This window comes from Streptomyces sp. NPDC058284 (assembly GCF_042881135.1).
In the GTDB taxonomy this organism is placed as follows: domain Bacteria; phylum Actinomycetota; class Actinomycetes; order Streptomycetales; family Streptomycetaceae; genus Streptomyces.
This window is the reverse complement of sequence record NZ_JBHVYE010000026.1, coordinates 59300-84854: the sequence shown is the minus strand read 5'-3', so window position 1 is coordinate 84854 and position 25555 is coordinate 59300. Positions and strand designations below refer to the sequence as shown.

The 25555-nt window shown below is 71.2% G+C and carries 26 protein-coding genes, 4 tRNA genes and 2 pseudogenes; 21 read left to right on the top strand and 11 right to left on the bottom strand.

What is annotated here, in order from left to right:
• Positions 1-12: 12 nt before the first annotated feature.
• The 4 genes from ACFVYR_RS29595 (at position 13) to ACFVYR_RS29580 (ending at position 2157) form a co-directional block, all read left to right on the top strand.
• Entirely contained in the window at positions 13-525 is a 513-nt protein-coding gene (locus ACFVYR_RS29595) for a GNAT family N-acetyltransferase (RefSeq protein WP_384262857.1), read from the top strand.
• 360 nt (positions 526-885) lie between these two features.
• Complete coding sequence (locus ACFVYR_RS29590) at positions 886-1137, top strand: hypothetical protein (protein ID WP_384262860.1); 252 nt, start codon at positions 886-888, stop codon at positions 1135-1137.
• Positions 1112-1582, top strand: coding sequence for a hypothetical protein (locus tag ACFVYR_RS29585; protein WP_384262863.1), 471 nt, complete (start codon positions 1112-1114; stop codon positions 1580-1582). Before ACFVYR_RS29590 ends, ACFVYR_RS29585 begins: the two co-directional genes overlap by 26 nt.
• A 185-nt stretch (positions 1583-1767) precedes the next feature.
• Positions 1768-2157, top strand: a complete 390-nt coding sequence (locus ACFVYR_RS29580) for a hypothetical protein (protein ID WP_384262866.1) — start codon at positions 1768-1770, stop codon at positions 2155-2157.
• A gap of 226 nt (positions 2158-2383) precedes the next feature.
• Here ACFVYR_RS29580 and ACFVYR_RS29575 read toward each other — a convergent pair.
• Both ACFVYR_RS29575 and ACFVYR_RS29570 read right to left on the bottom strand, forming a co-directional pair.
• A pseudogene (locus ACFVYR_RS29575) lies at positions 2384-3079 on the bottom strand (site-specific integrase); the annotation flags it as partial.
• 76 nt (positions 3080-3155) lie between these two features.
• A pseudogene (locus tag ACFVYR_RS29570) lies at positions 3156-3383 on the bottom strand (replication initiator); the annotation flags it as partial.
• Between ACFVYR_RS29570 and ACFVYR_RS29565 the strand changes: the two are divergent.
• The gene (locus ACFVYR_RS29565) at positions 3313-3927 is read left to right on the top strand and encodes a GntR family transcriptional regulator (protein ID WP_389613125.1); all 615 of its coding nucleotides are present in this window, start codon (positions 3313-3315) and stop codon (positions 3925-3927) included. The pseudogene ACFVYR_RS29570 and the gene ACFVYR_RS29565 sit on opposite strands and share 71 nt — an antisense overlap.
• Before the next feature lie 129 nt (positions 3928-4056).
• Here the strand turns inward: ACFVYR_RS29565 and ACFVYR_RS29560 are convergent, their stop codons facing one another.
• Together ACFVYR_RS29560 and ACFVYR_RS29555 are read right to left on the bottom strand one after the other, a co-directional pair.
• Complete coding sequence (locus ACFVYR_RS29560; protein ID WP_384262607.1) at positions 4057-4281, bottom strand: hypothetical protein; 225 nt, start codon at positions 4279-4281, stop codon at positions 4057-4059.
• Positions 4269-4511, bottom strand: coding sequence for a hypothetical protein (locus tag ACFVYR_RS29555; protein ID WP_384262609.1), 243 nt, complete (start codon positions 4509-4511; stop codon positions 4269-4271). Before ACFVYR_RS29555 ends, ACFVYR_RS29560 begins: the two co-directional genes overlap by 13 nt.
• 282 nt (positions 4512-4793) lie before the next feature.
• On the opposite strand from ACFVYR_RS29555, the gene ACFVYR_RS29550 reads away from it, so the two are divergent.
• From ACFVYR_RS29550 to ACFVYR_RS29540, 3 genes are all read left to right on the top strand, one after another.
• Positions 4794-5513, top strand: a complete 720-nt coding sequence (locus ACFVYR_RS29550; RefSeq protein WP_384262657.1) for an XRE family transcriptional regulator — start codon at positions 4794-4796, stop codon at positions 5511-5513.
• Positions 5514-5515: 2 nt separating this feature from the next.
• Positions 5516-5986 (top strand): NUDIX domain-containing protein, encoded by a 471-nt coding sequence (locus ACFVYR_RS29545; RefSeq protein ID WP_384262611.1) that lies wholly within the window; start codon positions 5516-5518, stop codon positions 5984-5986.
• Between the two features lie 453 nt (positions 5987-6439).
• A complete protein-coding gene (locus tag ACFVYR_RS29540) occupies positions 6440-6694 on the top strand; it encodes a hypothetical protein (protein ID WP_384262613.1) in 255 nt (84 codons plus the stop codon).
• A gap of 267 nt (positions 6695-6961) precedes the next feature.
• Here the strand turns inward: ACFVYR_RS29540 and ACFVYR_RS29535 are convergent, their stop codons facing one another.
• Together ACFVYR_RS29535 and ACFVYR_RS29530 are read right to left on the bottom strand one after the other, a co-directional pair.
• Positions 6962-7414 carry a hypothetical protein gene (locus ACFVYR_RS29535; protein WP_384262616.1) on the bottom strand — a complete coding sequence of 151 codons (453 nt, stop codon included), beginning with the start codon at positions 7412-7414 and terminating at the stop codon, positions 6962-6964.
• A gap of 1 nt (position 7415) precedes the next feature.
• Positions 7416-7775, bottom strand: a complete 360-nt coding sequence (locus ACFVYR_RS29530; RefSeq protein ID WP_384262618.1) for a hypothetical protein — start codon at positions 7773-7775, stop codon at positions 7416-7418.
• A gap of 302 nt (positions 7776-8077) precedes the next feature.
• Here ACFVYR_RS29530 and ACFVYR_RS29525 point away from each other — a divergent pair, with 302 nt between their 5' ends.
• From ACFVYR_RS29525 to ACFVYR_RS29485, 9 genes are all read left to right on the top strand, one after another.
• Positions 8078-8725: an HAD family hydrolase gene (locus tag ACFVYR_RS29525; RefSeq protein WP_384262621.1), complete on the top strand. Its 648-nt coding sequence runs from the start codon at positions 8078-8080 to the stop codon at positions 8723-8725.
• A 408-nt stretch (positions 8726-9133) separates the two neighbouring features.
• A complete protein-coding gene (locus ACFVYR_RS29520; protein WP_384262623.1) occupies positions 9134-10192 on the top strand; it encodes a methionine ABC transporter ATP-binding protein in 1059 nt (352 codons plus the stop codon).
• Positions 10189-10935, top strand: a complete 747-nt coding sequence (locus ACFVYR_RS29515) for a methionine ABC transporter permease (protein ID WP_384262625.1) — start codon at positions 10189-10191, stop codon at positions 10933-10935. The genes ACFVYR_RS29520 and ACFVYR_RS29515 overlap by 4 nt, the downstream gene beginning before the upstream one ends.
• 102 nt (positions 10936-11037) lie before the next feature.
• A complete protein-coding gene (locus ACFVYR_RS29510) occupies positions 11038-11877 on the top strand; it encodes a MetQ/NlpA family ABC transporter substrate-binding protein (RefSeq protein WP_384262627.1) in 840 nt (279 codons plus the stop codon).
• Positions 11878-12057: 180 nt separating this feature from the next.
• On the top strand, positions 12058-12741 hold the full coding sequence (locus tag ACFVYR_RS29505; protein WP_384262659.1) for a GNAT family N-acetyltransferase: 684 nt from the start codon (positions 12058-12060) through the stop codon (positions 12739-12741).
• Positions 12742-12915: 174 nt separating this feature from the next.
• The gene (gene cbiE, locus ACFVYR_RS29500; protein WP_384262629.1) at positions 12916-14127 is read left to right on the top strand and encodes a precorrin-6y C5,15-methyltransferase (decarboxylating) subunit CbiE; all 1212 of its coding nucleotides are present in this window, start codon (positions 12916-12918) and stop codon (positions 14125-14127) included.
• A 355-nt stretch (positions 14128-14482) separates the two neighbouring features.
• Complete coding sequence (cobT, locus tag ACFVYR_RS29495) at positions 14483-18712, top strand: nicotinate-nucleotide--dimethylbenzimidazole phosphoribosyltransferase (RefSeq protein ID WP_384262631.1); 4230 nt, start codon at positions 14483-14485, stop codon at positions 18710-18712.
• A 161-nt stretch (positions 18713-18873) separates the two neighbouring features.
• Entirely contained in the window at positions 18874-20106 is a 1233-nt protein-coding gene (gene cobA / locus ACFVYR_RS29490; RefSeq protein ID WP_384262633.1) for a uroporphyrinogen-III C-methyltransferase, read from the top strand.
• A gap of 86 nt (positions 20107-20192) precedes the next feature.
• The gene (locus ACFVYR_RS29485; protein WP_384262635.1) at positions 20193-21011 is read left to right on the top strand and encodes a TrmH family RNA methyltransferase; all 819 of its coding nucleotides are present in this window, start codon (positions 20193-20195) and stop codon (positions 21009-21011) included.
• Positions 21012-21049: 38 nt separating this feature from the next.
• On the opposite strand, the gene ACFVYR_RS29480 is transcribed toward ACFVYR_RS29485, so the two are convergent.
• A complete protein-coding gene (locus tag ACFVYR_RS29480) occupies positions 21050-22375 on the bottom strand; it encodes a protein kinase (protein WP_384262661.1) in 1326 nt (441 codons plus the stop codon).
• Positions 22376-22976: 601 nt separating this feature from the next.
• On the opposite strand from ACFVYR_RS29480, the gene ACFVYR_RS29475 reads away from it, so the two are divergent.
• The 4 genes from ACFVYR_RS29475 (at position 22977) to ACFVYR_RS29460 (ending at position 25088) form a co-directional block, all read left to right on the top strand.
• A complete protein-coding gene (locus ACFVYR_RS29475) occupies positions 22977-23180 on the top strand; it encodes a hypothetical protein (protein WP_055697491.1) in 204 nt (67 codons plus the stop codon).
• Between the two features lie 171 nt (positions 23181-23351).
• Positions 23352-23642: a hypothetical protein gene (locus tag ACFVYR_RS29470; protein ID WP_384262637.1), complete on the top strand. Its 291-nt coding sequence runs from the start codon at positions 23352-23354 to the stop codon at positions 23640-23642.
• A gap of 81 nt (positions 23643-23723) precedes the next feature.
• Entirely contained in the window at positions 23724-24680 is a 957-nt protein-coding gene (locus tag ACFVYR_RS29465; protein WP_384262639.1) for a phosphotransferase, read from the top strand.
• 69 nt (positions 24681-24749) lie between these two features.
• On the top strand, positions 24750-25088 hold the full coding sequence (locus ACFVYR_RS29460; protein WP_384262642.1) for a zf-TFIIB domain-containing protein: 339 nt from the start codon (positions 24750-24752) through the stop codon (positions 25086-25088).
• Positions 25089-25149: 61 nt separating this feature from the next.
• Here ACFVYR_RS29460 and ACFVYR_RS29455 read toward each other — a convergent pair.
• The 4 genes from ACFVYR_RS29455 to ACFVYR_RS29440 form a co-directional block, all read right to left on the bottom strand.
• Positions 25150-25221: transfer RNA gene (locus tag ACFVYR_RS29455), tRNA-Val, on the bottom strand.
• A gap of 29 nt (positions 25222-25250) precedes the next feature.
• Positions 25251-25322: transfer RNA gene (locus tag ACFVYR_RS29450), tRNA-Val, on the bottom strand.
• Positions 25323-25371: 49 nt separating this feature from the next.
• Positions 25372-25443, bottom strand: a tRNA-Val gene (locus tag ACFVYR_RS29445).
• Position 25444: 1 nt separating this feature from the next.
• Positions 25445-25518 (bottom strand) — tRNA-Cys (locus ACFVYR_RS29440).
• Positions 25519-25555: the final 37 nt, after the last annotated feature.

Genomic DNA, 25555 nt, shown 5'->3' with positions numbered 1-25555 from the left:
AGGCATGCACACATGGGCATGAGCGTGACCATCTCGGTGGCGGCGGCCGATGATCAGGACACCGCCGAGCAGATCCTCAAACTGCAGTACCTCTGCTACCAGAGCGAGGCCGAGATCTACGGCGACTACTCGATCGAACCGCTGACCCAGTCCCTCGACTCCATCCGGGCCGAAATGGCGGCGGGCACCGTCCTGGTGGCCCGCCTGCGCGACGAGGTGGTGGCCTCCGTACGCGGCACGGCCGACGCCGGCGGCACGGCCCGCGTCGGCAAGCTCATCGTCCACCCCAGGATGCAGCGCCACGGCCTGGGCGGCCGACTGCTCGACGCGATAGAGCAGCGGCTCGCCGAGGGCGGCGTCACGAAGTGCTTCCAGCTCTCCACCGGCCACCGCAGCGAACAGAACCTCCAGCTCTACCGCAAGCACGGCTACGCGCAGGTGGCCACCGAGCGCGTGAACGACCGCCTCACGGTCCTGACGTTCGCCAAGGAGGCGGCCGCGGGCTCGTATGTGGCCAGCGCCTAGCTGCGTTGCGCTGCGTTGCGCCACAGCGTTGTTCACGCGGGTGGTCCAGGTGAAGCCGCAGGGCCAGACGTTGTCGGTCGGTAGGTGTTCGATGTGGCCGATGCTCAGAGGGGCATATCGCCCAAGGGGCTGCACGGATTTCGCCTGGCTTTCACCTCGCGTTCCGTGACGCCCAGCGGCGCGGCGCCTCGGGGCATGGCCGGTTTTCGCCGCGTAGACCCATCCTGACGTGCCGTCCCTTCGGAGTTGAGCCGGCGCTGCCGGGCAGCCTGTGAGTCCGCTGTGAACCGCACATCCGCCCAAAAAGGGCCCGGCTCCCCCGTGTTGCCATGAAATTGAAGTGTGGCCGAGTGGGGAGCCGTGGCGGCCCTGATGGTGGCCGCCACGGCGTCCTTCTCTTTGGACGCGCCGTCCGCGACCGCCGCGTCGTGTACTGCCGGAGTGGGCTCGGACTTCAACGGCGACGGCATTCGCGACATGGCCGTGGCCGATCCCGAAGCCACCGTCCAGGGCAAGGCGAACGCAGGTCTGGTCCGCATCGTGCTCGGCGGTGACAAGGGCGTCACCGAGATCTCCCAAGCGCTGAGTGGCATGGGCCGGCCTGGACGGTGACACCACCACTGAGGCGGGCGACCTCTTCGGCTACGCCCTGGCGGCCGGCGCCACATCGGGCGGTAAGCCGTACCTCGCCATCGGCGTACCGGGGGAGGCCATCGGGGACCGCTCGGACGCGGGATGCATCCACTACGTGCAGGGCTCCACCAGGACAACGGTCAACCAGGACGACCCGGATGTTCCGGGTGTGGCTGAGCCCAATGACCGGTCCGGTCATTCACTCGCGGCCACGAGCCGCTACGTCGCTGTCGGAGCGCCCGGAGAGGCCATCGGCGACGAGTCGTTCGCGGGGGCCCTGACGCTGTTCGACCACGCCCTCGAAGGCGGACGCCCGACAGCCCTGGAATCTCGGCGCGTAACGAGAAGGCTGGTGATATCGGCAATTGCACCGATTCACAGAAGACCCGAGATCCAGCGTCGTAGTGGTATCACGAGGAACTGAGCAATAAGGAACTTCTAGACGGGATCAACAACCCTGGCGCAGGAGATGGAATTCTTGTCTCGCGTGATGGCAAGATCCTGGGAGGCCACCACCGCAAGGACGAACTCCTGGCGAGAATCAGGGACGGGCGCAACGGCCCAGATACTCAAATCCGAATTGACGTCTACGACGGGGAGTAGTGCCTGATGTCACTGATCCATTCGACCGACCCTGACTTCCGGGTATGCCAGATCAGCTTCGAAACGCTGTTGGCGATCCAGCTGGAAGCGGAGGAGCGATCCTTGGCAACTCGGTGGTCCTCCGTGGACGCACTCCGCAGTCAGGTCAAGGATGGCGCTGTCGTCCTCCAAGCACTGATGCGGGAGGAGCGAGGGGGTGCTGTGCGGGCGTACAGGTGCCTAGTGTTGTTCTCGTCCGCAGACGGCAAGGAAGCTGGCGGAATTGCCACGATCGATCTTGATCCGGCAAGGTTCGAATCGTTGGAACGGCTTGATCGTGACCCGGATGTCCGGAAGGCTCTTGTCCGAATGTTCTCCCTTGCGACAGGTGGGATTTCGATGCTCACGAAGCAGTGATAGGTTCCGGGGATTTCTGCGTTTGAATCTCCCCGACTCGATGTCGAGTTGGTCAGTTCAATAGAACTCGGGGATTCGAAATCTAAATCGGGGTCTCATTCTTGAAGGGTCTCTAAATTGAAGAATCTTGAAGCACGGAGATTCTTCGCTGTGGCCCGAACGCCTCTGGGGCCCGCTGATGTTCAGCGGGCCCCAGAGGCGTTCGACGGCAACGGTGACGGCAACGTCAGCGGATGACGGCTGCGGTGGGCGGGTCATCGGGGGGGGGCAGGTCGGGCCGAGGATGCTGCCGAGGGTGTCGATGGCCTGACGCTGGAGGCGGAGGCGGACGTGGGCGTAGACGCCGGCGGTGACGCCGATGTGGGCGTGGCCGAGGAGTTCCTTGATGAGGACGAGTTCGACGCCCTGTTCCAGGAGCAGGGTGGCGGAGGTCGTGGAAGCGGATGCGGCGGAGGCCGGCCTTGCGGAGGAGCGTGGTGAAGGTGCGGGTGAGGTTGGTCGGGTCGACCGAGCCGCCCTGCGCGGTGGTGAACACGTGCCCGCTGTGCTGCCACGCGGTGCCTGCTGCCTTGCGCTCACTCGGCTGCCGTTCGTGGTGGAGCTTCAGCGACTGGACGCAGCGGGTCGGAAGGGCGATGCGGCGTTCAAAGGCCCGGGTCATGGTGGGCAGCGTGGTGCATCCGTCCCTGCTGGTGCGCTGCAAGGTACGGCGGACGGCGGCAGTACCAGCGTCGAGGTCGAAGTCTTGCTAGTGCAGGCCGAGAAGTTCGCCCTTGCGGAGTCCGGTGTGGAGAGCGAGTTCGAACAGGGCGTGCAGGCGGTGGCCGTTTGCGACGTTGAGGAACAGGCGGGCTTCGTCTGCGGTGAGCGGTTCGAGGCGTCGGGGGCGGAGCAGGTTGTAGGCGGCGGAGCGGCCGAGCTGGAGACGGGCCATGACCTGGGACACCGTGAGTAGATCCAGCGCCGGGGTCACCTCCGTGCGGAGGACGGCGAGCGGGGGCGAGGAGGGCTGCGCCGGGGCTGCATCCCGAGTCGAGGTGGTCCCAGTGGCCGACGACGAGGGTGGTCGTCGGGTCGGGCGCGGGCAGTCCGGCGTGGGCGCGGGTCTGTTCGGTGCGCCAGGCGCGGCGGGCGTCGCGCAGGGCGCCGAGGGTGATGGAGCAGTGGTGGCGGGATTTGGTGGAGAAGTGGCCCTGGAAGCTGAGCATGTGTGCCCACTTCCAGAGCGTCTACTCCCAGCTCGACCGGGGCGGCTACGTCCGCGACTCCGTCGGTGGGAGCACCGAAGAGGCCGGCGTCGATCATGAGGAAACCGACGCCGAGGGGCCGGACTGGCCGGTCGACGTCATCTACGACGGTGATCCGCGACCGCCGTACGTTCAGGTTGCCGATACCCTCCGGCGGGAAATCGTGGAAGGCGCCTACCTTCCAGGCTCCCAGCTCCCTCCCGTCCGGGAGATCCAAGAGCGGTTCAAAGCCCCCAACTCCACCGCGCAGAACGTTTATCGAAGCCTCAAGCAGGCGGGGCTGGTGTACGCGGTCAAGGGGCGCGGTGTTTTCGTGCGGCAGGAACCGGAGCCGGGCAAACACCACGGGACGGTCACGAACTACCTGCTGCGCGATGAGATCGCCCGCGAGGCACGTGCTGCCGCCACCGAGTTCGCCGACCTCGGCGACGAGGAGCTGCTGGCGCGGGAAGCGGAGCTGGACCGAAGTCAGCCACGACGACGGGCGTGCCGACCGACCACTCGCCATGCGTGTCTCGCTTAACCCCGCACCGGCATGCTGATGAGGAGGGGAAGCCTCAATCGGATTCGCCCGACAGGTACGGGAGGCGGGTGAGCCGGCGCGGTGCGGCGCCTGGGCGAGCGAGGTGGGTCACGTCTGGCGCCAGGTCCGTCAGGGGCGGGTGATGATCTCCCGGTAGGTGTGATGGGACGGGTTCTGACCGCAGTGCCGCAGCACCCACTCTTGCGGTTCGGCGAAGCCCTCGCTCGTCGGTGAGGTCTCTCTGTCCACGGCGCACTGCACCGCGTACAGGACCGGCTCCGCGTCCGACTCGCGGTCGGGCTGGAGCGTCCAGGTTTCATAGCGCAGGAGCGAGCGCGGAGTCACCGTCCCCACCTCCGGTTGGCCACGGCCACCTTCGCGCTCAGCTCCTCCGTCGGAGTCGGCGAACGTACGTCCTCGGGTGGCACGTCCCACTCCCGGCCACCGCGCGGTGGCCGAAGCTGCACGTACATCCCCACGTGCCCCATCACCACGCCCACCTTGCCGCTTCGCCGGTCGACCACCAGGGCGCCAACCTCGGGCGGGACGGTATGCCCGTCGGCATCCGAGGTGGAGGCCGTCATCGTGACCACCCCGGTGAGGCGGCGCGGGATCGGGCGTCCAGTCGCAGGGTGGGAACACGTGGGGTGGCACTCATTCGCACGGTGACGCTCCTCGGCGGCGTTGATACGTGTCCCTGGGCCTGTTGGTGCCGCAGGGTCGGCACCGATCCTCACGCCGGTCACCGGGACGAAGGAACCTCCACCAAACCCCATTTCGGAACGTCCTGCACCGTGTAGAACGTCCCTGGTGCCGTCCTGAGACGAAGGGGGAGACTCGTGCCGAACGAGAGACTACGAGCCGTCATGGCGGCGGGAGGCTGGACGTACGCCGCACTCGCTCAGCAGGTCGAGGTCGACCCCAAGTCGGTCGAGCGCTGGGTGAACCTCGGGCGTATTCCACGCCGTGCCACCGCCCTCCAGGCGGCCAAGGCCCTGGGAGAAGACGTGCACGCACTCTGGCCGGCGCTCCGCCAGGCCCGCCCCGCCCGCGCCATCAGCCCCGAACTGGTCGCGCTCTACGAACAGCGGGCCGACATCCCCGTCTCGACGTTCACCGACCTGATGGCCCAAGCCCGGGAACGGATCGACATCCTCGTCTACGCGGCAGTCTTCCTCCACGAGGCCTACCCCCGGCTGAACGAACTCCTCACCGAACGCGCCGCCGAAGGCTGCATCGTCCGCATCGCGATCGGGGACCCCGACAGCGACAACGTCCAAGCCCGCGGCCAGGAAGAGCGGTTCGGCCACGGCATCGAATCCCGCTGCCGCCTCGCGCTCATGCACTACAAGCCGCTCGCCGACACCCCCGGCATCGAAGTCCGCACCCACAGCACCACGCTCTATAACTCCCTTTACCGCGCCGACGACCAGCAACTCGTCAACGCCCACGTCTGGGGCGTCAACGCCTACGCCGCTCCCGTATGGCATCTTCGCCGACACGAGACAGACGGCATGTTCTCCACCTACGCCGAGAGCTTCGACGCCGTGTGGACGACGGCGACCCCGGTCCAACAGGAAGGCTGACCGTGGCCCGCACCGAGTACTACGAGGACCCCAACGCGCCCAAGCCGAACAGCATGGTCGTCGCCGCCTCCGCCGTCGTCACCGACGACCACGGGCGTATCCTCCTCCAGCGCCGCCGCGACAACGACCTGTGGGCTCTGCCCGGAGGCGGTATGGACCTCACCGACTCCCTGCCGGGCACAGCCGTCCGCGAGGTCAAAGAGGAGACCGGCCTCGACGTCGAGATCACCGGCCTGGTCGGCACGTACACCGACCCGAAACACATCATCGCCTACACCGACGGCGAGGTCCGCCGCCAGTTCAACGTCTGCTTCACCGCCCGCATCACCAGCGGCCAACTGGAGATCTCCGACGAGTCCACCGAACTCCGGTTTGTGCCGCCGGAAGAGATCGAGGAGTTGTCGATGCACCACACCCAACGACTCAGGCTCCAACACTTCTTGGAACAGCGCGAGAAGCCGTACCTGGGCTGAACCGTCTGACGGCAGTAGCGACGGCGGCAATGCCGCACAACCACAGACATCCACGCACCTCACCGGACAAGCAAGCCGTAATTGACCTGCGAAAAAGCAGGTCGAAGGCTTCGCGTAGCACACGTACTATGTGCTGGCGGGGCAGACGACGGTTCTGGTTCGCAATTCCAACTGCCCGCTGACTGACGGGTTCAAGGCGGGTGTCAGCCCGGACGAGATCGCCGATATTAACCGCGGTTTCGGTGGGGAGACGTTGTTGAGTGGTTCACCAGCAACCCTGTCGATGACACTTCGGAGATCAGTGGAAGCGGGACCGCTCGTGACGCCGTTCTGTTGCATCAACTGCTCAACGGTAGCCTGAGCAGTTCGCTTGTTTCCGGTAGGCAAAGGTCAGCTGCATGACGTCAGTGACATCTCGGCAGCCTTGAGAGGCTATTGATGGGAGCAAAAGTGATGGATATCGAGCAGCTCATGGACAAGTTGGGCCGCTCTGGCGTCACTGTCATCCTAAAGATGGATGATGAGAGGTTGGCGGAAGGTGCGGCGCCTTGGACGTTGGTGATGTCGGGGTCGGGGCTAGGTGAGCAGGGATTTATCCGTGCCGAATCTTCCAGCCTCAATGAATGCCTGGAGCAAGGGTTCGTACGGCTGCGTGCCAGGCCCGGCAACTGGGAATGGCTGACTGAAATCCAGTGGTCATCGAAATGAGGCCCTCCCGAGAATTTCGGGAGGGCCTCATGCCGTTTGACGGCAACGTCAGCGGACGACGACTGTGTTGGGTGGGGCATCGGGGGCGTCGGTCGGGCTGAGGGTGTAGATGGCCTGGCGTTGGGCGCGGAGTGTTCCTGGTGGATCTTCAGGGAGTTGACGCATTCGTCCCGTTGCCGTTGCCGTTGCCGTTGCCGTTGGCGCGGGCGCCGCGGAAGGGCGGGGCGGGGGCGCGAGGCGCTGCCCGGGGCGAACCTGCCCGCCCCGCTACTGCGTGCCCCGCCGCGCCCTCCTCAGCCAGAAGATCGCCGTAACCGGCAGGATCACCGGAATGAAGAGATAGCCCATCCCGAAGTCCGACCACACCGTGGCGTCCGGGAAGGCGGACGGGTCCGCCAGGGTCCAGGTGCCGACCGCGAGTACGCCCACCAGTTCGGCGGCGCAGCACACCAGCGCCGCCGAGCGGGCCGCGGATCCGCCGCGTACCAGTGAGTACGTGATGAAGCCGTAGACGAGACCGGCGAGCGCGGACAGTGTGTACGCGAGCGGGGCCTTGTCGAAGTCCGTGGAGATCTGCACGGCCGAACGCGAGACGGCGGCGACGACCATCACGCCGTACAGCCACACCAGCAGGATGCCGGGGCCCGTGATCAGCTTCTGGCGCGCGGGGGATTCGCCCCGGGCGGCCTCGTCGTTCCTGCCGGGATCGGTCACCGTCACCTCAGCCTCCCCAGATGTCGTAGAGCCGCACTTCGAGCACGGCGAGGACCACGCCGCCCGCGGCGACCGTCGTCGAGCCCCACCGGCTGCGTTCGGCGAGAGACATGAAACCCGTCGCGGGCACGCAGGCGAAGGCGCCGATCAGATAGGACACGAAGATCGTCGTGCCCTGGTCCGCCTTCTCGCCGCGTGCGAGCTGGACGATGCCGACGATCAGCTGGACGGTGGCAAGCAGGGTCACCACGGCCATGCCGATGAAGTGCCAGTCCTTGGTCGGCTGGTCGCGGTACGCGGCGAAACCGCACCAGGCGGCGAGGGCGAGCGCGGCCACGGAGACCGCGATCGTCAGGGCATCAACCATGCCCGTGACTTTATTACGGGTCCTTCGTCCCGCCGTGCGCGGCCCCAGGGCCCTTCTGACGGATCTCCGTGGCGTCGCGACGCCCGGCACGCACCCTCATCGCACGGCGTGAAGGGACAGGTGGCTCCGCCACATGACCCTTCACGCCGCACGCCGAGGGCACGCACCGAACGCCGCTCCTTCTCCCGCCGAGATCCGTCAGAAGGGCCCTTTCGGCCCCCGAGGGGAGGGTCGCCCGGTCCGCGTCCGCCGCCGATGGCCCCGGTGCGCGGCTCCCGGAGCGGCCCGTATCCTCGGTCACCATGAAGATCCAGGCTGACGCGCTCCTGTTCGACAACGACGGCACCCTCGTCTCCTCCCTGGAGTCGGTGTACCGCTGCTGGTCGCGGTGGGCGCGGGAGTACGGGATCACCGCCGAGGAGTTCGCCCGGGTCGAACTGCACGGCCGCCCCGCCGCCGAGATCGCCGCCGACCTGCTGCCTCCGGAGAAGGTCGCCGAGGCCGTCGCCCGCATCGAGGAGCTGGAGGTCTCCGACGTGGCGGGCGGTGTCGTCCTGCTGCCCGGCACCCGCGAGCTTCTGGAGTCCCTGCCGATGGACCGCTGGGCCGTGGTGACTTCCGCGACACGCGTCCTCGCCGAGGCCCGCCTCGCCGAGGTCGGCATCCGCCCCGGCCTCGTCGTCGCCGCCGACGACATCACCCGCGGCAAGCCCGACCCCGAGCCCTTCCTGCTCGCGGCCGCCAAGCTCGGCGCCGACCCGACGCGCTGCGTCGTCTTCGAGGACGCGCCCGCGGGCCTCCAGGCGGGCCGGGCCGCGGGCATGACCACCGTGGCGTTGACCACAACCCACCAGGCGTCGGAACTCTCCGCCCATGTGGTCGTCACGGACCTCTCCGCCGTGTCCGCGCAGGCCACGGCAGGTGGCGTGGAGATCGAGCTCGCCGGCTGACGAGCGAAACCCCGACGTCCGGCGCCGTCCCACCGCTGTCCGCTATACGGACAGCAGTGGTGGACGGCGCCCCCGCACATGTTTTACTTGGGCCCATGACCACGACGAGCAACCGCACCCTTGCGACCGAGGCGATCACGACGCCCGGTGCTCGTTGTATGTGTCGAATGTGCGCCTTCTGAGGGCCCCCGCACCACCCTGAGCCTCGCGCCCCGAAGCGAAGCCGCTGTGCCGCGCCCCGCACGACGTACGCGATGCGATCCGTACCGACGCAGGAAGCGAGCCCGCCCCGCGCACACGTCCTCCGGTTCCACCGCCACACCACCGCGAGAACCGTGCCGCGTTCCGAACGAATGCCCCGTGCCCGGCGACACCCGCGCCGCGCACTCGACAGTGACGGAATCCCCTGTGATCACCACTTCCGGCCTCACCAAGGTCTACCGCTCACGCGGTCGTGAAGTAACCGCCCTCGACGGAGTCGACCTGCACGTCCGCGAGGGCGAGGTGTACGGCGTCATCGGCCAGTCCGGCGCCGGCAAGTCCTCCCTGATCCGCTGCGTCAACCTCCTGGAGCGCCCCACCTCCGGCACCGTGACCGTGGCCGGGCAGGACCTCACCGCCCTCGCGGGACGCGGCCCGCGCGCGGGCCGGGAACTGCGCCGGGCCCGCAGCCGCATCGGCATGGTCTTCCAGCACTTCAACCTGTTGTCCTCGCGCACCGTGCAGGACAACGTCGAGCTGCCCCTGGAGATCCTCGGCCTCAGCGGCAACGAGCGCTCCCGCAAGGCCCTCGAACTGCTCGACCTCGTCGGCCTCGCCGACAAGGCCAGGGCCTACCCGGCTCAGCTCTCCGGCGGCCAGAAGCAGCGCGTCGGTATCGCCCGCGCCCTGGCCGGCGACCCCAAGGTGCTGCTCTCCGACGAGGCCACCAGCGCCCTCGACCCCGAGACCACCCGCTCCATCCTGAAGCTCCTGCGCGACCTCAACCGGCAGCTCGGCCTGACCGTCCTGCTCATCACGCACGAGATGGACGTCGTCAAGAGCGTCTGCGACTCCGCCGCCCTGATGGAGCGCGGACAGATCATCGAGTCCGGCACCGTCACCGAGCTGCTCGCGACGCCCGGCTCGGAGCTCGCCGCCGCGCTCTTCCCGGTCAGCGGCGAGGCCACCGGCGAGGACCGCACCGTCGTCGACGTGACCTTCCACGGCGAGGCCGCGACCCAGCCGGTCATCTCCCAGCTGTCGCGCACGTACAACATCGACATCTCGATCCTCGGCGCCGCGATGGACACCGTCGCGGGCAAGCAGGTCGGCCGCATGCGCATCGAGCTGCCCGGCCGCTTCGAGGAGAACGTCGTCCCCATCGGCTTCCTGCGCGAGCAGGGGCTGCAGGTCGACATCGCGGGCGAAGACGCCGCACCCACGCCGAAGGACGCGACGCTGCTGGTCAAGGAAGGTGCCAAGTGACCTGGTCGGAGATGCAGCCCCTGCTGGAGCAGGCCTGTTGGGACACCCTCTACATGGTGGGCTGGTCGACGCTGATAGCCGTCGTCGCCGGGCTGCCGCTCGGCGTCCTGCTCGTGCTCACCGAGCGCGGCGGACTCCTGCAGAACGCCTTCCTGAACAAGGTCATCGGGCAGATCGTGAACATCGCGCGCTCGATGCCCTTCATCATCCTGATGGTCGCCCTGATGGGCTTCACGCGCTGGATCACCGGCACCACGATCGGCCGCGAGGCCGCCCTCGTGCCGCTGGCCGTCGGCGCCATCCCGTTCTTCGCGCGCCTGGTGGAGACCTCGATCCGCGAGGTCGACGGCGGACTCGTCGAGGCCGTGCAGTCGATGGGCGGCTCCACCTGGACCGTCGTACGCAAGGTCCTCGTCCCGGAGTCGCTGCCCTCGCTGATCTCGGGTGCCACCACCACGATCGTCGCGCTGATCGGCTACTCCGCGATGGCCGGCACGGTCGGCGGCGGCGGCCTGGGCGACCTGGCCCTGCGCTACGGCTACCAGCGCTTCGAGACCGAGCTGATGTGGATCACCGTGGCGATCCTCGCCGTGGTCATCTCGGTCATCCAGTTCGCCGGTGACTACGCGGCCCGCCGCCTGCACAAGCGCGGCGGCGGCTCCGCCCCGCTGCTGCTCTTCCGGCCGCTGCGCGGCGTGCTGCCCGGCACCGCCGCCGCGGAGTCGGTCGGCAAGACCGGCTGACCGGCGCCGGCCGGTCCCCGGCGGGACCGCGGCGTCCCGCCCGCAGACTTCCCCGCGTACCACCCCGCGGGGCTGCACCACCCATGGAGAAAGGCACTTTTCGTGCGTAACACCGCCAAGATCACCACCGCCGTCCTCGCCGCCGGCGCCCTCACCCTCGGGCTCTCCGCCTGCGGCTCCGACAAGGGCTCCGCGGGCGACAAGAACGGCCCGCTCATCGTCGCCGCGACCCCGACGCCGCAGGGCGAGATCCTGGACTACGTCCAGAAGCACCTCGCCAAGAAGGCCGGACTCGACCTCCAGGTGAAGGAATTCACCGACTACATCACGCCGAACACCGCCCTCCAGCAGGGCGAGGTCTTCGCCAACTACTTCCAGCACAAGCCGTACCTGGACGACTTCAACAAGAAGCGGGGCACCGACATCGTGCCCGTCCCCGGGGCCACGGTTCACCTGGAGCCGCTCGGCGTGTACTCCAAGAGCGTCAAGAAGCTCGGTGGGCTGAAGGACGGCGCCACCATCGCCATCCCGAACGACACCACGAACGAGGCCCGCGCGCTCAAGCTCCTCGCGGACAACGGCGTCATCGAGCTCAAGAAGGGCGTCGGCTACGAGGCCACCCCCAAGGACGTCTCGAAGAACCCGAAGAACTTCAAGTTCAAGGAGCTCGAGGCCCCCGCGGTGCCCCGCACCCTGGACGACGTCGACGCCGCGGTGATCAACGGCAACTACGCCCTGCAGGCCAAGCCCGCGCTCAGCCCCGCCAAGAACGCCATCGTCGCCGAGCCCGCCAAGGGCAACCCGTACGGAAACTTCCTCGCCGTGAAGAAGGGCGACGAGAAGGACCCGCGCGTGCAGAAGCTCGCCAAGCTGCTCACCTCGCCCGAGGTCAAGAAGTTCATCGACGAGAAGTACGACGGCGCCGTCGTCGCCGCGTTCTGAGCACGCGTACGTCCGTCCGGCCCGTCGAGGCAGGCTGAACGGCCTCTCGCACGCGGGACATCCAACGGGGTTCTCTCCCTCATCGGGAGAGGACCCCGTGGTGCGTCTGCGCCCGTACATGCTGCATGCTGGGCACTTCAGAAGACCGAAAGGTGAAGGTCCTTCAGGTCTATGAAGGTTATGGAGCGGCGCATGACTACAGCCTCCTCGGGCACATCGGGCACGTCGGGGTTCCCCGACATCTCCATCAGCACGGAGCGGTTGATGCTGCGCCCTCTCGAAGAGGCGGACGTCCCCGCGTACGCGGAGATGATGAACGACGAGAACGTCACGGCCTGGACCTCCGTGCCGCAGCCCTACACCGAGGCGGACGCCCGCGACTGGATCACCCGCCTGGCCCCCGCCGAGCGCTCGCAGGGCCGCGGCATCGTCCTCGCCGTCACCGAGTTCCTCACCCAGCGCCTCGTCGGCATCATCCGACTCAGCGACACCGACTGGCGGGTGCGCTCCACCGAGCTCAACTACGTCGTCGCGCCCTGGGCCCGCGGCGAGGGCTACGCCTCGGAGGCGGCGCTCGCCACCGCCCAATGGCTGTTCCACGACCAGAAGTTCGAACGCATCGAGCTGCGCACCGCCGCCGACAACACCGCCGCCCAGCAGGTGGCGCAGAAGATCGGCTCCATCAGCGAGGGCGTGCTGCGCGGCGCCTGGATAGCGCGCACGAGAAACGGCGGCGACCCGTTCGGCGGCTGGCTGGACGTGCGCACCGACCTCATCGTGTGGAGCCTGCTCCCCGAGGACCTCGAAGGCGTCTCCGAGAGCCTGGCCGACAGCGGGTTCTCGGCCTACTCCGACTGGAACTGACTCCGCACCCCGACGGCGGCCGGCCCCGCGCCGCCCTCCGGCGGCACCCGGCCCCGGCACCCGGCCACTTCGGGTGCCAGCGGGTACGCTCGCCCTGGCCGCGTGCACGGCTGCTCCCGCACAGCCACCGCCCCCGCACTGACGACCCGCGAGAACCACAGGAGACAGACGACGATGGCCGACCGGGTCACGGTGATCGGCTGGGACGGTACGCCGCTGACCGCCGCGGCGCGCTCCGCGCTCAGCGCCGCGACGCTCGTGGCGGGCGCCGCCCACCACCTCGCACTCGACGAGGTCCCCGCCCGCGCCGAACGGATCCGCCTCGGCAGCGTGGGCCTCGCCGCCCGCCGCATCGCCGCCCACCGCGGCACCGCCGTCGTCCTCGCCGACGGCGACCCGGGCTTCTTCGGCGTCGTACGCACCCTGCGCGCCCCCGAATTCGGCCTGGAGGTCGAAGTGGTGCCCGCCGTCTCCTCCGTCGCCCAGGCCTTCGCCCGCGCGGGCATGCCATGGGACGACGCCGAGGTCGTGGTCGCCCACCAGCGCACCCTGCGCCGCGCCGTGAACGTCTGCCGCGCGCACCCCAAGGTCGCCGTCCTCACCTCCCCGGGCGCTGGCCCCGCCGAACTCGGCCTGCTGCTCCAGGACGTCCACCGCACCTTCGTGATCTGCGAGGAGCTCGGCACCGAGCGCGAGCAGGTCTCCGTCGTCACCTCCGACAAGGCGGCCGACCACGCCTGGCGCGACCCGAACGTCGTCATCGTCATCGGTGGCTCCGCCTCCGCCGAGACCGGCTGGATCATGGGACGCGAGCCGGGTGCGGGACCGCGCGGCTGGGCGCTGCCCGCCGCCGAGTACGGCGGGGACATCTGGCTCGGCGAGGGGGAGACCGACCGGCTCCGCGCCGCCCAACTCGCCCGCCTCGGACCGCACCCGGGCGATCTCGTCTGGGACATCGGCTGCGGCAGCGGCGCCTTCACCGCGGAGGCGGCCCGCTTCGGCGCCGCCGTGATCGCCGTCGACCGGGACGCCGACGCGCTCGGCCGCACCACGGCGGCCGTCCGCCGTTTCGGGGTCCAGGCACAGACCGTGCACGGCGTCGCCCCGCACGTCCTCGAAGACCTTCCCGAACCCGATGTCGTACGGGTCGGGGGCGGGGGAGCGGCGGTGGTCTCCGCGGTCGCCGACCGACGGCCGGAACGCATCGTGACGCATGCCGCGACACGCGACGCCGCCGAACTCGTCGGCCGGGACCTGAGCGAGCACGGATACGCCGTCGAATGCGCCCTCCTGCAGTCCGTGGAGCTCGATACACGCGCCTGGCGCGAAGAGAAGCGGACGGTGGTATTCCTGCTCTCCGGGCGGCTGCCCGACCGCTCCCCGTGACCCTGCCGGTGCGGAGCGCGAGGTAGGCTGGCCGATCGTTGTACTGCACCCGGGCGCCCAGAAGTTCGCGGGCCGATGTCCACAAAGCCCGCCCATTTCGATGGGGTGTGTGGTACGGCATGACCGGCGGACGCGCAACGTGGCGCAGTCCACAGCGGGCCGTGGCCGATCAAGCTGCCGCGGTGGCGGACGGACAGGGACAATGCCTGTTGTCCGGCGCGCGGTTCGTGCCGCGGGGCGCGCACGCTCGTTGAGGATGACGGGCGGTCGGTGCGCCGCTCCGGGCGATGGGGCCGCCCCGGCGAAGGCCGGGGGGCGGTCGAAGAAGCACTAACCGATGGGCGAGGGGTTACGCATGACCGACACCGGCCAGGTCCCGGGTGAGGGGCTGCCGGAGGGCGCAGGCAACGGTGCACCTTCCGGGCCCGTGCAGGGCATGGGGGCGCAGCAGCCGGGCGTTCCCGCACCGGGTGCGTACACCTTCGTCGACCCCGCCGACCCCTGTGAGAACCCCGCCGATGACGACGACCTGCTGCTGATGCCGGGCGCCCAGGGTGCCTGGAGCGAGGCGCAGGCGCAGGCCGCGGCGGCCTCGGCCCAGCAGGGTCAGGCCCCGGGCCACGGGCAGGTTTCCGGCGGTCACCTGCCGGGCCGTGCCGCGGAGGGGCGCCCGGCGGCCGGTCAGGGCGGTCCTTCCGGCCACCCCGTCCATCAGCCTGGGCCGCACGAGACCTCCGGGCGCGACAGCGGCTCGGTCGACCTGACCGGCGTCCGCCTGCCCGGCGGGGTGTCCGCACCGTCCCACCCGGGGCCCGCCCGCCGTCCGCTCCACCGCGGCCCTTCCGGCCCCGCCGTGCCCGACGGCTCGGGCAGCCCCGTGCGCTCGCTCGCCGACCGGGGGCCCGCCGACGCGGCCCCGGCGCAGCAGCACGCCGCGCCCGCGCGCCAGGCGGGACCGCCGTCTGTCGGCCCCGAGTACCTCGACATCCCGCGCGACGCCTCGGGGCTGCCCGGCCCGCAGCTCGGTGAGATCCCGCCGCGGGGAGCCGAGCCGTGGGGAGCGCCGCAGGAGCAGGAGGCGGCGGAGGCAGGGCACGTGGATGAGGCGGCTTATCCCGCACCGGCAGAAACGGTCGTCCCAGAGGGCACAGGCGCCCCGGACGTCACAGGCGCCCCGGATGCCGCGGACGTCCCGACTGCCCCCGACGCCTCAGCCGTCGCCCAGGCACCGCAGACACCGCAAGCACCCCAGGCACCGGATGCCGAAGTCACCGCCCACTCCGCCGAGCTGCCCGCGGAGGCACAGGAGCAGGAGTGGGAGCAGGAGCAAGCGCGGGCGCAGGCGCCGGAACACACGCCGGAGTACGCGCCGGAGGCGGGCGCCCCGGCCCCGTACGCCCCCGAGACCACCGCCTTCCCGAACGCCGCCGAGTCCGGCCAGGCCCCGGTCGAGCAGCAGCAGTTCCCGGCCGAGGACCAGCAGTTCCCGACGGGGGAGCAGCAGTTCGCGCAGGGGGAGCAGCACGTTCCGGCCGCCGAGCAGCCGGCGTTCGCCCAGGCCGTGCCCGTCGCCGCGGGGCAGCCCGCGTTCGCCGTCGCCTCCGCCCAGCCGTGGCAGACAGCGCAGCACCCGTACCCCGAGGAGATGGCGCAGCCGGGCTTCGCCCCCGACGCGGCCCAGGGCGCGCACGCCGCGCCCCCCGGCGGCCTCCACCCCCAGCAGCCCCACCCGATGGACGGCGGCCACCCCGCCGAGGCCCGGCACGCCGCGCCGGACCCGCACCAGTCGGACCCGCACCAGCCGGAGCCGCACCAGCCGGAGCCGCACAATCCGCATGACGCGGCGCCCGCGGACGCCCCGTTCCACGGCGACCCCGCAGGAGCCCAGGACGGCGCGCCCATCGGCCGGTTCGTGCCGGTCGACGGCTCGGTCCCGACCACGCCGCACCTGGCCCCGACACCGCCGCACCCGGTGACCGTCCCGCAGGAGGACCCGGCCGCCGAGGACGCCCCCGAGACCGCCGGTGCCCAGGCCGCTGCCGCCCCGGAGGCCGACGTGCCGCCCGCGGACCCGGCCGACGCCGCCCCCGTACACGTACCGCCCATGGAGGCGACGGAACCCGTGGCCCCCGAGGCCGCTACCGCCGACGCTCCTGCGGCCACCGGGGACGTGCCTGAGGCGGCGCAGCAGCCCCTCGTCACCGTGCCCAACCCGCGCGACGGCGCCGAGCCCACGGCGGCGCCCGCCGCCGAGCCGACTCCCGCACCGGAAACGGCGGTTCCTGTTCAGGAGAGCGGTGCGGGCCTGCCGGCCGACGGCGTCGAGCCGGGCCCGACGGCGGACGAGGCGACGGCCGACGCGACGGGCGCGATGACGGCCGGCGCGACGGACCCGATGACGGATGCGGCGACGGCCGGGACGACGGCTGAGCCGATGGCCGGGGCCGGTGAGACCCCCCAGGGGCCGCCCGTCTCCGCTGTGCCCCGTATTGTCTCCTCTGCGGCGGCTCCGACCGAGTTCCCGGCCGCCCCGGAGACGGCCGACCCGGCCGACGAGTTGGACGAGGCCGACGAAGTCATCTCGTTCGAACCGATCGAAGCGAACGAAGTGACCGAAGTGGCCGAAGCACCCGAGATGGCCGAAGCGCCTGAAGCCCCCCAGCCCGCGACCGGGACGACCGGGGCCTTCGAGGCCCCCGCGCCCGTCGCCGCGCCGGAAACCCCCGTGGCGTGCGAGGCGCAGGACGCCTCCGAAGCCCCCGAACTCCTCGTGCCCCAGACCTCCGCGGGCGCGCAGTTCCTGCCGGAGCCCGAGGCGGGCACCGAACTCCCCGAGCCCGTCATGTCCCCGGGGACCGCCGCGCCGGGCTACGCCGACGCCGAGCGCGAGGCCGTGCTGCGCGTCATGCGCGAGCGCCGCGACATCCGCAACGGCTTCCGCTCCGACCCGATCCCGCACGAGGTGCTGCTCCGCGTCCTGGAGGCCGCGCACACCGCCCCGTCGGTCGGCCACTCCCAGCCCTGGGACTTCGTCGTCATCAAGTCGGCGGAAACCCGCCGCACCATGCACGAACTGGCCGCGCGTCAGCGCGACGCGTACGCCAAGTCGCTGCCCAAGGGCCGGGCGAAGCAGTTCAAGGAACTGAAGATCGAGGCCATCCTCGACACCCCGGTGAACATCGTCGTCACCGCCGACCCCACCCGCGGCGGCCGCCACACCCTCGGCCGGCACACCCAGCCGCAGATGGCCCCGTACTCCTCGGCGCTCGCTGTCGAGAACCTCTGGCTGGCCGCCCGCGCCGAGGGCCTCGGCGTCGGCTGGGTCAGCTTCTTCGACGAGCGCGAGATGGTCCGCGCCCTCGGCCTGCCCGAGCACCTCGAAGTCGTCGCCTACCTCTGCGTGGGATACGTCGACGAGTTCCCGGACGAGCCCGAGCTGATGCAGGCCGGCTGGTCCAAGCGCCGCCCGCTCTCCTGGGTCGTCCACGAGGAGACGTACGGCCGCCGCGCGCTGCCCGGTGAGGACCCGCACGACCTGCTCGCCGAGACCGTGTCCAACATCCGCCCGCTGGACGCCAAGGCGCTCGGCGAGGCGTGGGAACGCCAGAAGCGGATGACCAAGCCGCCGGGCGCCCTCGGCATGCTGGAGATCATCTCCGCGCAGCTCTCGGGCCTGTCCCGGATGTGCCCGCCGCCGATCCCGGAGCCCGCCGCCGTGGCGATCTTCGCGGGCGACCACGGCGTGCACGCCCAGGGCGTCACCGCCTGGCCCCAGGAGGTGACCGCGCAGATGGTCGCCAACTTCCTCGGCGGCGGCGCGGTCTGCAACGCCTTCGCCAACCAGGTGGGCGCCGAGGTCTGCGTCATCGACGTGGGTGTGGCCGGCGAACTCCCGGCCACGCCGGGCCTGCTGCCCCGCAAGGTGCGCGCGGGCACGGCCGACATGACGACCGGGCCCGCCCTGACCCGCGAAGAGGTCAAGGCGGCCATCGAGGTCGGCATCGAGACGGCCCGCGATCTGGTGGCCGCGGGCAACAAGGCCCTGCTCACCGGCGAGATGGGCATCGCGAACACCACCGCGTCCGCCGCCCTGATCTCCGTCTACACGGAGGTTGACCCCGCCGAGGTCACCGGCCGCGGCACGGGCATCAACGACGAGATGCACGCCCGCAAGGTCGAGGTCGTCCGCCGTGCCCTGGACCTCCACCGGCCCGACCCGGCGGACCCGGTCGGCGTCCTCGCGGCGGTCGGCGGCCTGGAGCACGCGGCCATGGTCGGCCTCCTCCTCGGCGGCGCCTCCCTGCGTACGCCGGTGATCCTGGACGGCGTCAGCGCCGGTGCCGCCGCCCTGGTCGCCCGCGCCATCGCCCCCGAGGTCCTCGCGGCCTGCATCGCGGGCCACCGCAGCGCGGAGCCCGGCCACGTCGCGGCCCTGAACAAGCTGGGCCTGCGCCCCCTGGTCGACCTGGACCTCCGCCTCGGCGAGGGCACCGGCGCGCTCCTCGCGCTGCCGATCGTCCAGAGCGCCGCCCGCGCGATGCACGAGGTGGCCACGTTCGACTCGGCAGGCGTCACCGAGAAGTAGCCGCCGAAGGGGCGAAGCCGCCGTTTTCGGCATCGGGGCGGGGCTGGGGGAGACCTCCGGCCCCGCCCCCGCCATACTGAACCCGCACGTCAAGCAGCCGCTCCAGCGCAGCAGCGGTAGCGCACGATGAAGACTCCGCCCGCACGAGGAGCCCCCAAGCCATGGCCGAAAACCCCGCCTACCCCGTAGGCCTCCGCCTCGCGGGACGCCGCGTCGTCGTCCTCGGCGGCGGACAGGTGGCCCAGCGCCGCCTCCCGGCGCTGATCAAGGCAGGCGCCGACGTCCTCCTCGTCTCGCCCTCGGCGACCCCCTCCGTGGAGGCCATGGCGGACGCGGGCGAGATCACCTGGGCCAGGCGCCGCTATGAGGACGGCGACCTCCAGGGCGCCTGGTACGCGCTGATCGCCACCAGCGACGGCGAGGCGAACACCCGCGCGTCGGCCGAGGCGGAGGCCCACCGCGTGTGGTGCGTGCGCTCCGACGACGCCGAGGCGGCCACCGCCTGGACCCCGGCCACCGGCCGCTCCGAGGGCGTCACCGTCGCGGTCCTCTCCAGCGACGTCCACGACCGCGACCCCCGCCGCACCGCCGCCATCCGCGACGCGGTCGTCGAGGGCCTGCGCGACGGCAGTCTCGTCGCGCCCCACCTGCGTACGCGCACTCCGGGCGTCGCCCTCGTCGGCGGTGGCCCCGGCGACCCCGACCTGATCACGGTCCGCGGCCGCCGGCTGCTCGCCGCCGCGGACGTCGTCATCGCCGACCGCCTCGGCCCCCGCGACCTTCTCGACGAACTCCCGGCCCACGTCGAGGTCATCGACGCGGCGAAGATCCCCTACGGCCGCTACATGGCCCAGGAAGCGATCAACAACGCCCTGATCGAGCACGCCAAGCAGGGCAAGGCCGTCGTCCGCCTCAAGGGCGGCGACCCCTACGTCTACGGCCGGGGCATGGAAGAACTCCAGGCGCTCGCCGACGCGGGCATCGCCTGCACGGTCGTCCCCGGCATCTCCAGCTCGATCTCCGTCCCCTCGGCCGCCGGCATCCCGGTCACCCACCGCGGCGTCGCCCACGAGTTCACGGTGGTCAGCGGCCACGTGGCGCCGGACGACGAGCGCTCCCTGGTCGACTGGGAGTCCCTGGCCAAGCTGCGCGGCACCCTCGTGATCCTGATGGGCGTCGACAAGATCGGCAGGATCGCCGAAGCGCTGATCGCCCACGGAAAGAGCGCGGACACGCCGCTCGCCCTGATCCAGGAGGGCACCACGGCCGCCCAGCGCCGCGTCGACGCGACGCTCGGCACGGTCGCCGAGGCGGTGCGCACCCACGAGGTGAAGCCCCCGGCGGTCATCGTCATCGGCGACGTCGTCAAGGTCGGCCCCGAGCCCCTCGCGTAACGCACCCCGCACATCCACGTAACCGGCGGTAACGGAACCCGTCCGCAGCCGTTGGCACCACACCCAGGACAAGGCAGTATCACCCTGTGGCTGATCTCATCACCGTCGACGACCCCGACGACCCCCGCCTGCGCGACTACACCGGCTTGACCGACGTCGAGCTGCGCCGCAGGCGCGAACCGGCCGAGGGCCTGTTCATCGCGGAGGGCGAGAAGGTCATCAGACGGGCCAAGGACGCCGGTTACGAGATGCGCTCGATGCTGCTCTCCGCCAAGTGGGTCGACGTCATGCGCGACGTCATCGACGAGCTCCCTGCCCCGGTGTACGCGGTCAGCCCCGACCTCGCCGAACGGGTCACCGGCTACCACGTGCACCGCGGCGCCCTCGCCTCCATGCAGCGCAAGCCCCTGCCCGCCGCCGGCGAACTCCTCGCCACGACCCGCCGCGTGGTCGTCATGGAGGCGGTGAACGACCACACCAACATCGGCGCCATCTTCCGCTCCGCCGCAGCCCTCGGCATGGACGCGGTCCTGCTCTCCCCGGACTGCGCCGACCCGCTCTACCGCCGCTCGGTGAAGGTCTCGATGGGCGCCGTCTTCTCGGTCCCCTACGCCCGCCTGGAATCCTGGCCCAAGGGCCTCGAAGGGGTGCGCGAGGCGGGCTTCAACCTCCTCGCCCTCACCCCCGACGAGAAGGCCAAGTCCCTGGACGAGGCGGCACCGCACCGCATGGACCGTGTCGCCTTGATGCTCGGCGCGGAGGGCGAGGGACTCTCCACCCAGGCCCTGGTCGCCGCCGACGAATGGGTCCGCATCCCGATGGCCCACGGCGTGGACTCGCTCAACGTGGGCGCGGCGGCGGCGGTCGCCTTCTACGCGGTGGCGACGGGCCGCCCGCAGCTCTGACTCCTGGGCGGCTCCGACTCCTCGGCGAACGCGTGCGCTCAAGCGCGTGCCGTGTGCCCCTGACCGTCCTGCCCGCTCTGCGTCTGCTCCTGGTGCACGTCGTGTACGTCCGTGTCGCCGAGGCTCCGCGCGGGCCCCTGGCACCCCTGCGCCGCCGCGATACCGAGCGCCACCAGCAGGGTCACGACCACGAACACGGTGAGCCGCTGCCGCAGCAGCCGTGGGTTGGCGGGGACACGACGACCCGTCCCCGTGGTGCGCGGTCCCTGGCGTCCGGCACCGCTGCGTGGTGCGGGCCTGCCGCCCGAGCGCGCGGTGTTGCGGGGCGCGGAGGGCCGCGAGCCGGAACGGGGGGCGCCCGGCCTGGACGAGCCGGTGCGGGAAGGGCCGGGCCTGGCGGGGCCGGTCCGGGGCGGGGGAGCGGCGCCCGGAGCGGTGCGCCGCTGGGTGCGTTCGTCCGCGTAGGTCTCGACGTGCCGGCCCGTCGGCTGGTCGAGGGTGTTGCGGGGCGCGGGCGGCCGAACGTCGCCGAGCCCCTGGGCCTCGCGGGCGGCGATCTCCTTCAGCCGCAGCGAGAGCTGCAGCGTGCTGGGCCGGTCCTCCGGATCCTTGGCGAGACAGGCCCTGATCAGCGGCGCGAGCGCGTCGGGCACGCCGTGCAGCTGCGCCTCCTCGTGCACCACCCGGTAGAGCATGACCTCGGAACTGCCGTGGCCGAAGGGTGAGTCCGCCATGCCCGCGTACGCGAGGGTGGCGCCGAGCGCGAAGACGTCGGTCGCGGGGGTGACCGTGGCGCCGCGCACCTGTTCGGGAGCGAGGAAGCCGGGCGACCCCACGGCCGTCCCGACGTGCGTCAGCGTCGAGGCCCCGGTGGCCCAGGCGATGCCGAAGTCGATGATCCGCGGGCCCTTGGGGGACAGCAGGATGTTCGACGGCTTGAGGTCACGGTGGACGACACCGGCCTCGTGCACGGCCACCAGGCCCTCGGCGAGCGCCGAACCGACCACCGCGACGTCGGCCGCGGAGAGCGGGCCCTCGGCGGCGACCTTGTCGTGCAGCGAAGGACCGGGGACGTACTGCGTGGCGAACCACGGCCGGTCCGCTTCGAGGTCGGCGGCGACGAGCCGCGCCGTGCAGCCGCCCCTGATCCGCCGGGCGGCCGAGACCTCGCGGGCGAACCGCGAACGGAACTCCTGATCCTCCGCCAGGTCGGGCCGGATCACCTTCAGGGCGACGCGCTGCCCCCGCCGGTCCGACCCCAGATAGACGACCCCCATGCCGCCGGCGCCCAGGCGCCTGTGCAGCCTGAACGAGCCGACGACACGCGGGTCCTCGCGCCGGAGCCGCATCATCGCCATGTCCATCCCCGCTACCCGGTCCGTCTGACGAGCCACAGCTTACGTTTCCGCGGCCGGGCACGTGCAGAGGCCGCGCCCTCGCGGGGCGACCGATTGTCAGTGCCGGGTGGGAAACTTGAAGGGTGGTCAGGGGGCGGGGCGGGCGTGGGCGTTGCGGTCGGCCCGATTCCCAACCCTCCACCACAGGCGGGGGATTGATCCCGTGAAGGGCGATCACGGGGAGGGGCTCGTGGACGTCCGCGACAGGCTCCGGACGTGCGGGGTGGTGGCGACCGGGGTCAGTCGTCGGGTGGGGACAGTGGTGCGCAGGGGAGCGGCGGAAGTGAGCGAAGTCACCCTGTAGCCGGTGTCGAGGCTGGACGGCCAGGGGGTAGCGGCCCCGTCCCCTCCGGGAAGACCCCGAGTCCTAGGACCTCTTCTCCACCCCTGGGAGTACATGGGCCCCGGGCGGTCATCCTCCGGGAGGCCAGGCAATCGGTACGAAGGCATGACGCCCGCATCCCGCCGCACACCTAGATTTGAGGTCAAGCGGCGGGTGGAGCACTCGTCCCCCGAGGTCAGACACCCGCCGCTCCAAATCCACATCGAAGCGGTCAGGAGAGGAATCATGGCGGACACGGCACCGCGGACCATGTTCCGCACGCAAGGGCGCAGGTTCTCCGCGTTCGGCGTCCGCCCGTCCGGCACACGCCATCCCTTGGTGGCGACGGCCATGGTTCTTCCGCTGGCAGCCCTGCTCGTGGTCGTCTTCGGCGGCTGGGACGCAGTGGTCACACAAGCGTCGTCCGTGGGCGTGATGCTGGGGCGCTGAGCGGCGCCCCAGGCCCGGAAGAGCGGTCCGGGCGGGGACATCCGGCCATGAAACCCCGTGGGGACGGGGGTGCGGCGGACGGCAGAATGCCCGCGCAGCTGGGGAGCTGCGCGGGCATTGCCATGTCCGTACTCGCGCAACCGTTCACTCTCCGCCCGCGTCGTCGCTCACATGGTGCAAGGCGGAAGCACGATGGGCGAGGAGCCGACATGGTGGGAGCTGCTGTTCGCCTTCGCGCTCATGGCGGCGATCCCCACCCTCATCGGAGGGGCACTGGTACTGTCCCTCGTCGGACTGGTGGTGTGGGCGACGGCCCCGCTGCGCGGACGCCGAAGAGCCCGGGCCCCGGAGAGCGGGCGGCCGCTCGGTGGCGAGAGGTACCGGGCGGGGTCCCACGGCACGGCCGCGCCCGGCGGGCCTCCCGGGCAGGCGTTCGGTGAGCGACAGGAGCGGGACGGGTGACGGACCCCGTCGCCCCGGGGCTCAGCCCTCGGTCGTACGCTTCGCCGACAGACGCCCTCGACGTATGGACGTACCAGCACCGTGACCCCCGCGCTTCTCACCGCCCTCACCGCGAGGGCTCGCGCCGCGGCCCACCCGTCGCCCGACGCGGCCTGCGCCTGCGGAACCGGTGACGGCGTGCTGGCGGACCGGGCCGACGCGACGGTCGTCCGCCACGGCGGCGCCGTCGCCAAGGCCCACGCCCCCGACACGGACGCCGCACAGCTCACGGCCCGCCTCGACGTGGCCGCCCGCCTCCCGGGCATCCTCCTGCCGCCACTGCGCGACGCCGCCACGGAGCTCCACGGCCGCCTCGTCACCCTCTGGCCCCACGGTGCCCCGGTCGACCGCGACGACCCCGACGCCGCTCCCTGGGAGGCCGTCGCCACCCTCCTCGCCCGGCTGCACGCCACACCCCCGGCCACGCTCCCGCGCCCGCTCCCGCCCATGCGCGGCCCGGTGAAGGCGGCCCGCGCCGTCAACCGCATGCGCGCGGCAGGACCGCACCCCGCCGCGCCCCCGGTCCTGCGCGCCTGGGCACGGCTGCCGCCCTGGGCCCGCGCCGAGGCCCGCACGCCGGGGCCTCCACGCCTCTGCCACGGGGACCTCCACCTGGGCCAGCTCGTACGCGCCCCCGAGGGGAACTGGCTGCTGATCGACGTGGACGACCTGGGCGCGGGCGACCCCGCGTGGGACCTGGCGCGGCCCGCGGCCTGGTACGCGTGCGGCCTCCTCGCGCCCGAGGAGTGGACCCGCTTCCTCGACGCCTACCGCGGAGCCGGCGGCCCGGCGGTGCCCGCGGACGGCGCCGACCCCTGGCAGGCCCTCGACGTCCCCGCCCGCGCCCTCACCGTGCAGACCGCGGCCCTGGCGATCGCCAAGTCCGTCGCCGCGGGCCGCCCCCTGGACGAGGTCGAGCAGGCGCTCGTCGACGCCTGCGACCGGATGGCCACAGTGCCGGCTCCACCGCCGGAGTTGGCCCCGGGCGCCACGAAGTAGGGTGCAACGCACCGAAGCCGGGCAGTGTCCCGGCGAAGCATTCACCACCGGCGAGGAGTTGAGCCGCCCATGCAGTGCCCCAAGTGTCACGCACCGATGCACACGTACAACCGCAATGGCGTCCAGATCGAGCAGTGCGACAACTGCCGCGGGATATTCCTGGACTACGGCGAGCTGGAGTCCCTGACCCGCCTGGAGGCGCAGTGGGGCGGCCAGCAGGTCCCGCCGCCGCCCGCGCCGCCCGCCCCCCAGGCCTACCCGGCGGCGCCCGCCCCCCAGGCCTATCCGGGGGCGCCCGCTCCGGCCTGGGGCGCTCCGCACGGAGGCCACGGCGGTCACGGGGGCCATGGCGGTCACTACGGCCACAACCGTCACAAGAGCTTCGGGCACATGCTCTTCTCCTCCTGAGTGACTTCAGGGAACGACGAAGCCCCCGGCCGTGAAGACGGCCGGGGGCTTCGTTATGCGGTGCGCGATACTGGGATTGAACCAGTGACCTCTTCCGTGTCAGGGAAGCGCTCTCCCGCTGAGCTAATCGCGCGGGTGACCTGCGTGGTGCTGCGTACTGCGTGCGCGATACTGGGATTGAACCAGTGACCTCTTCCGTGTCAGGGAAGCGCTCTCCCGCTGAGCTAATCGCGCGGGACGATCTCCATGAAGCCGACCTTCACCGGCCCTCATCAAGATCCAGTGGACGATACTGGGATTGAACCAGTGACCTCTTCCGTGTCAGGGAAGCGCTCTCCCGCTGAGCTAATCGTCCTTGGAGGTGGAGACGGGATTTGAACCCGTGTAGACGGCTTTGCAGGCCGTTGCCTCGCCTCTCGGCCACTCCACCAGGAGTGCGGGGAGTCGCGAAGATCCCCCACTTTCCT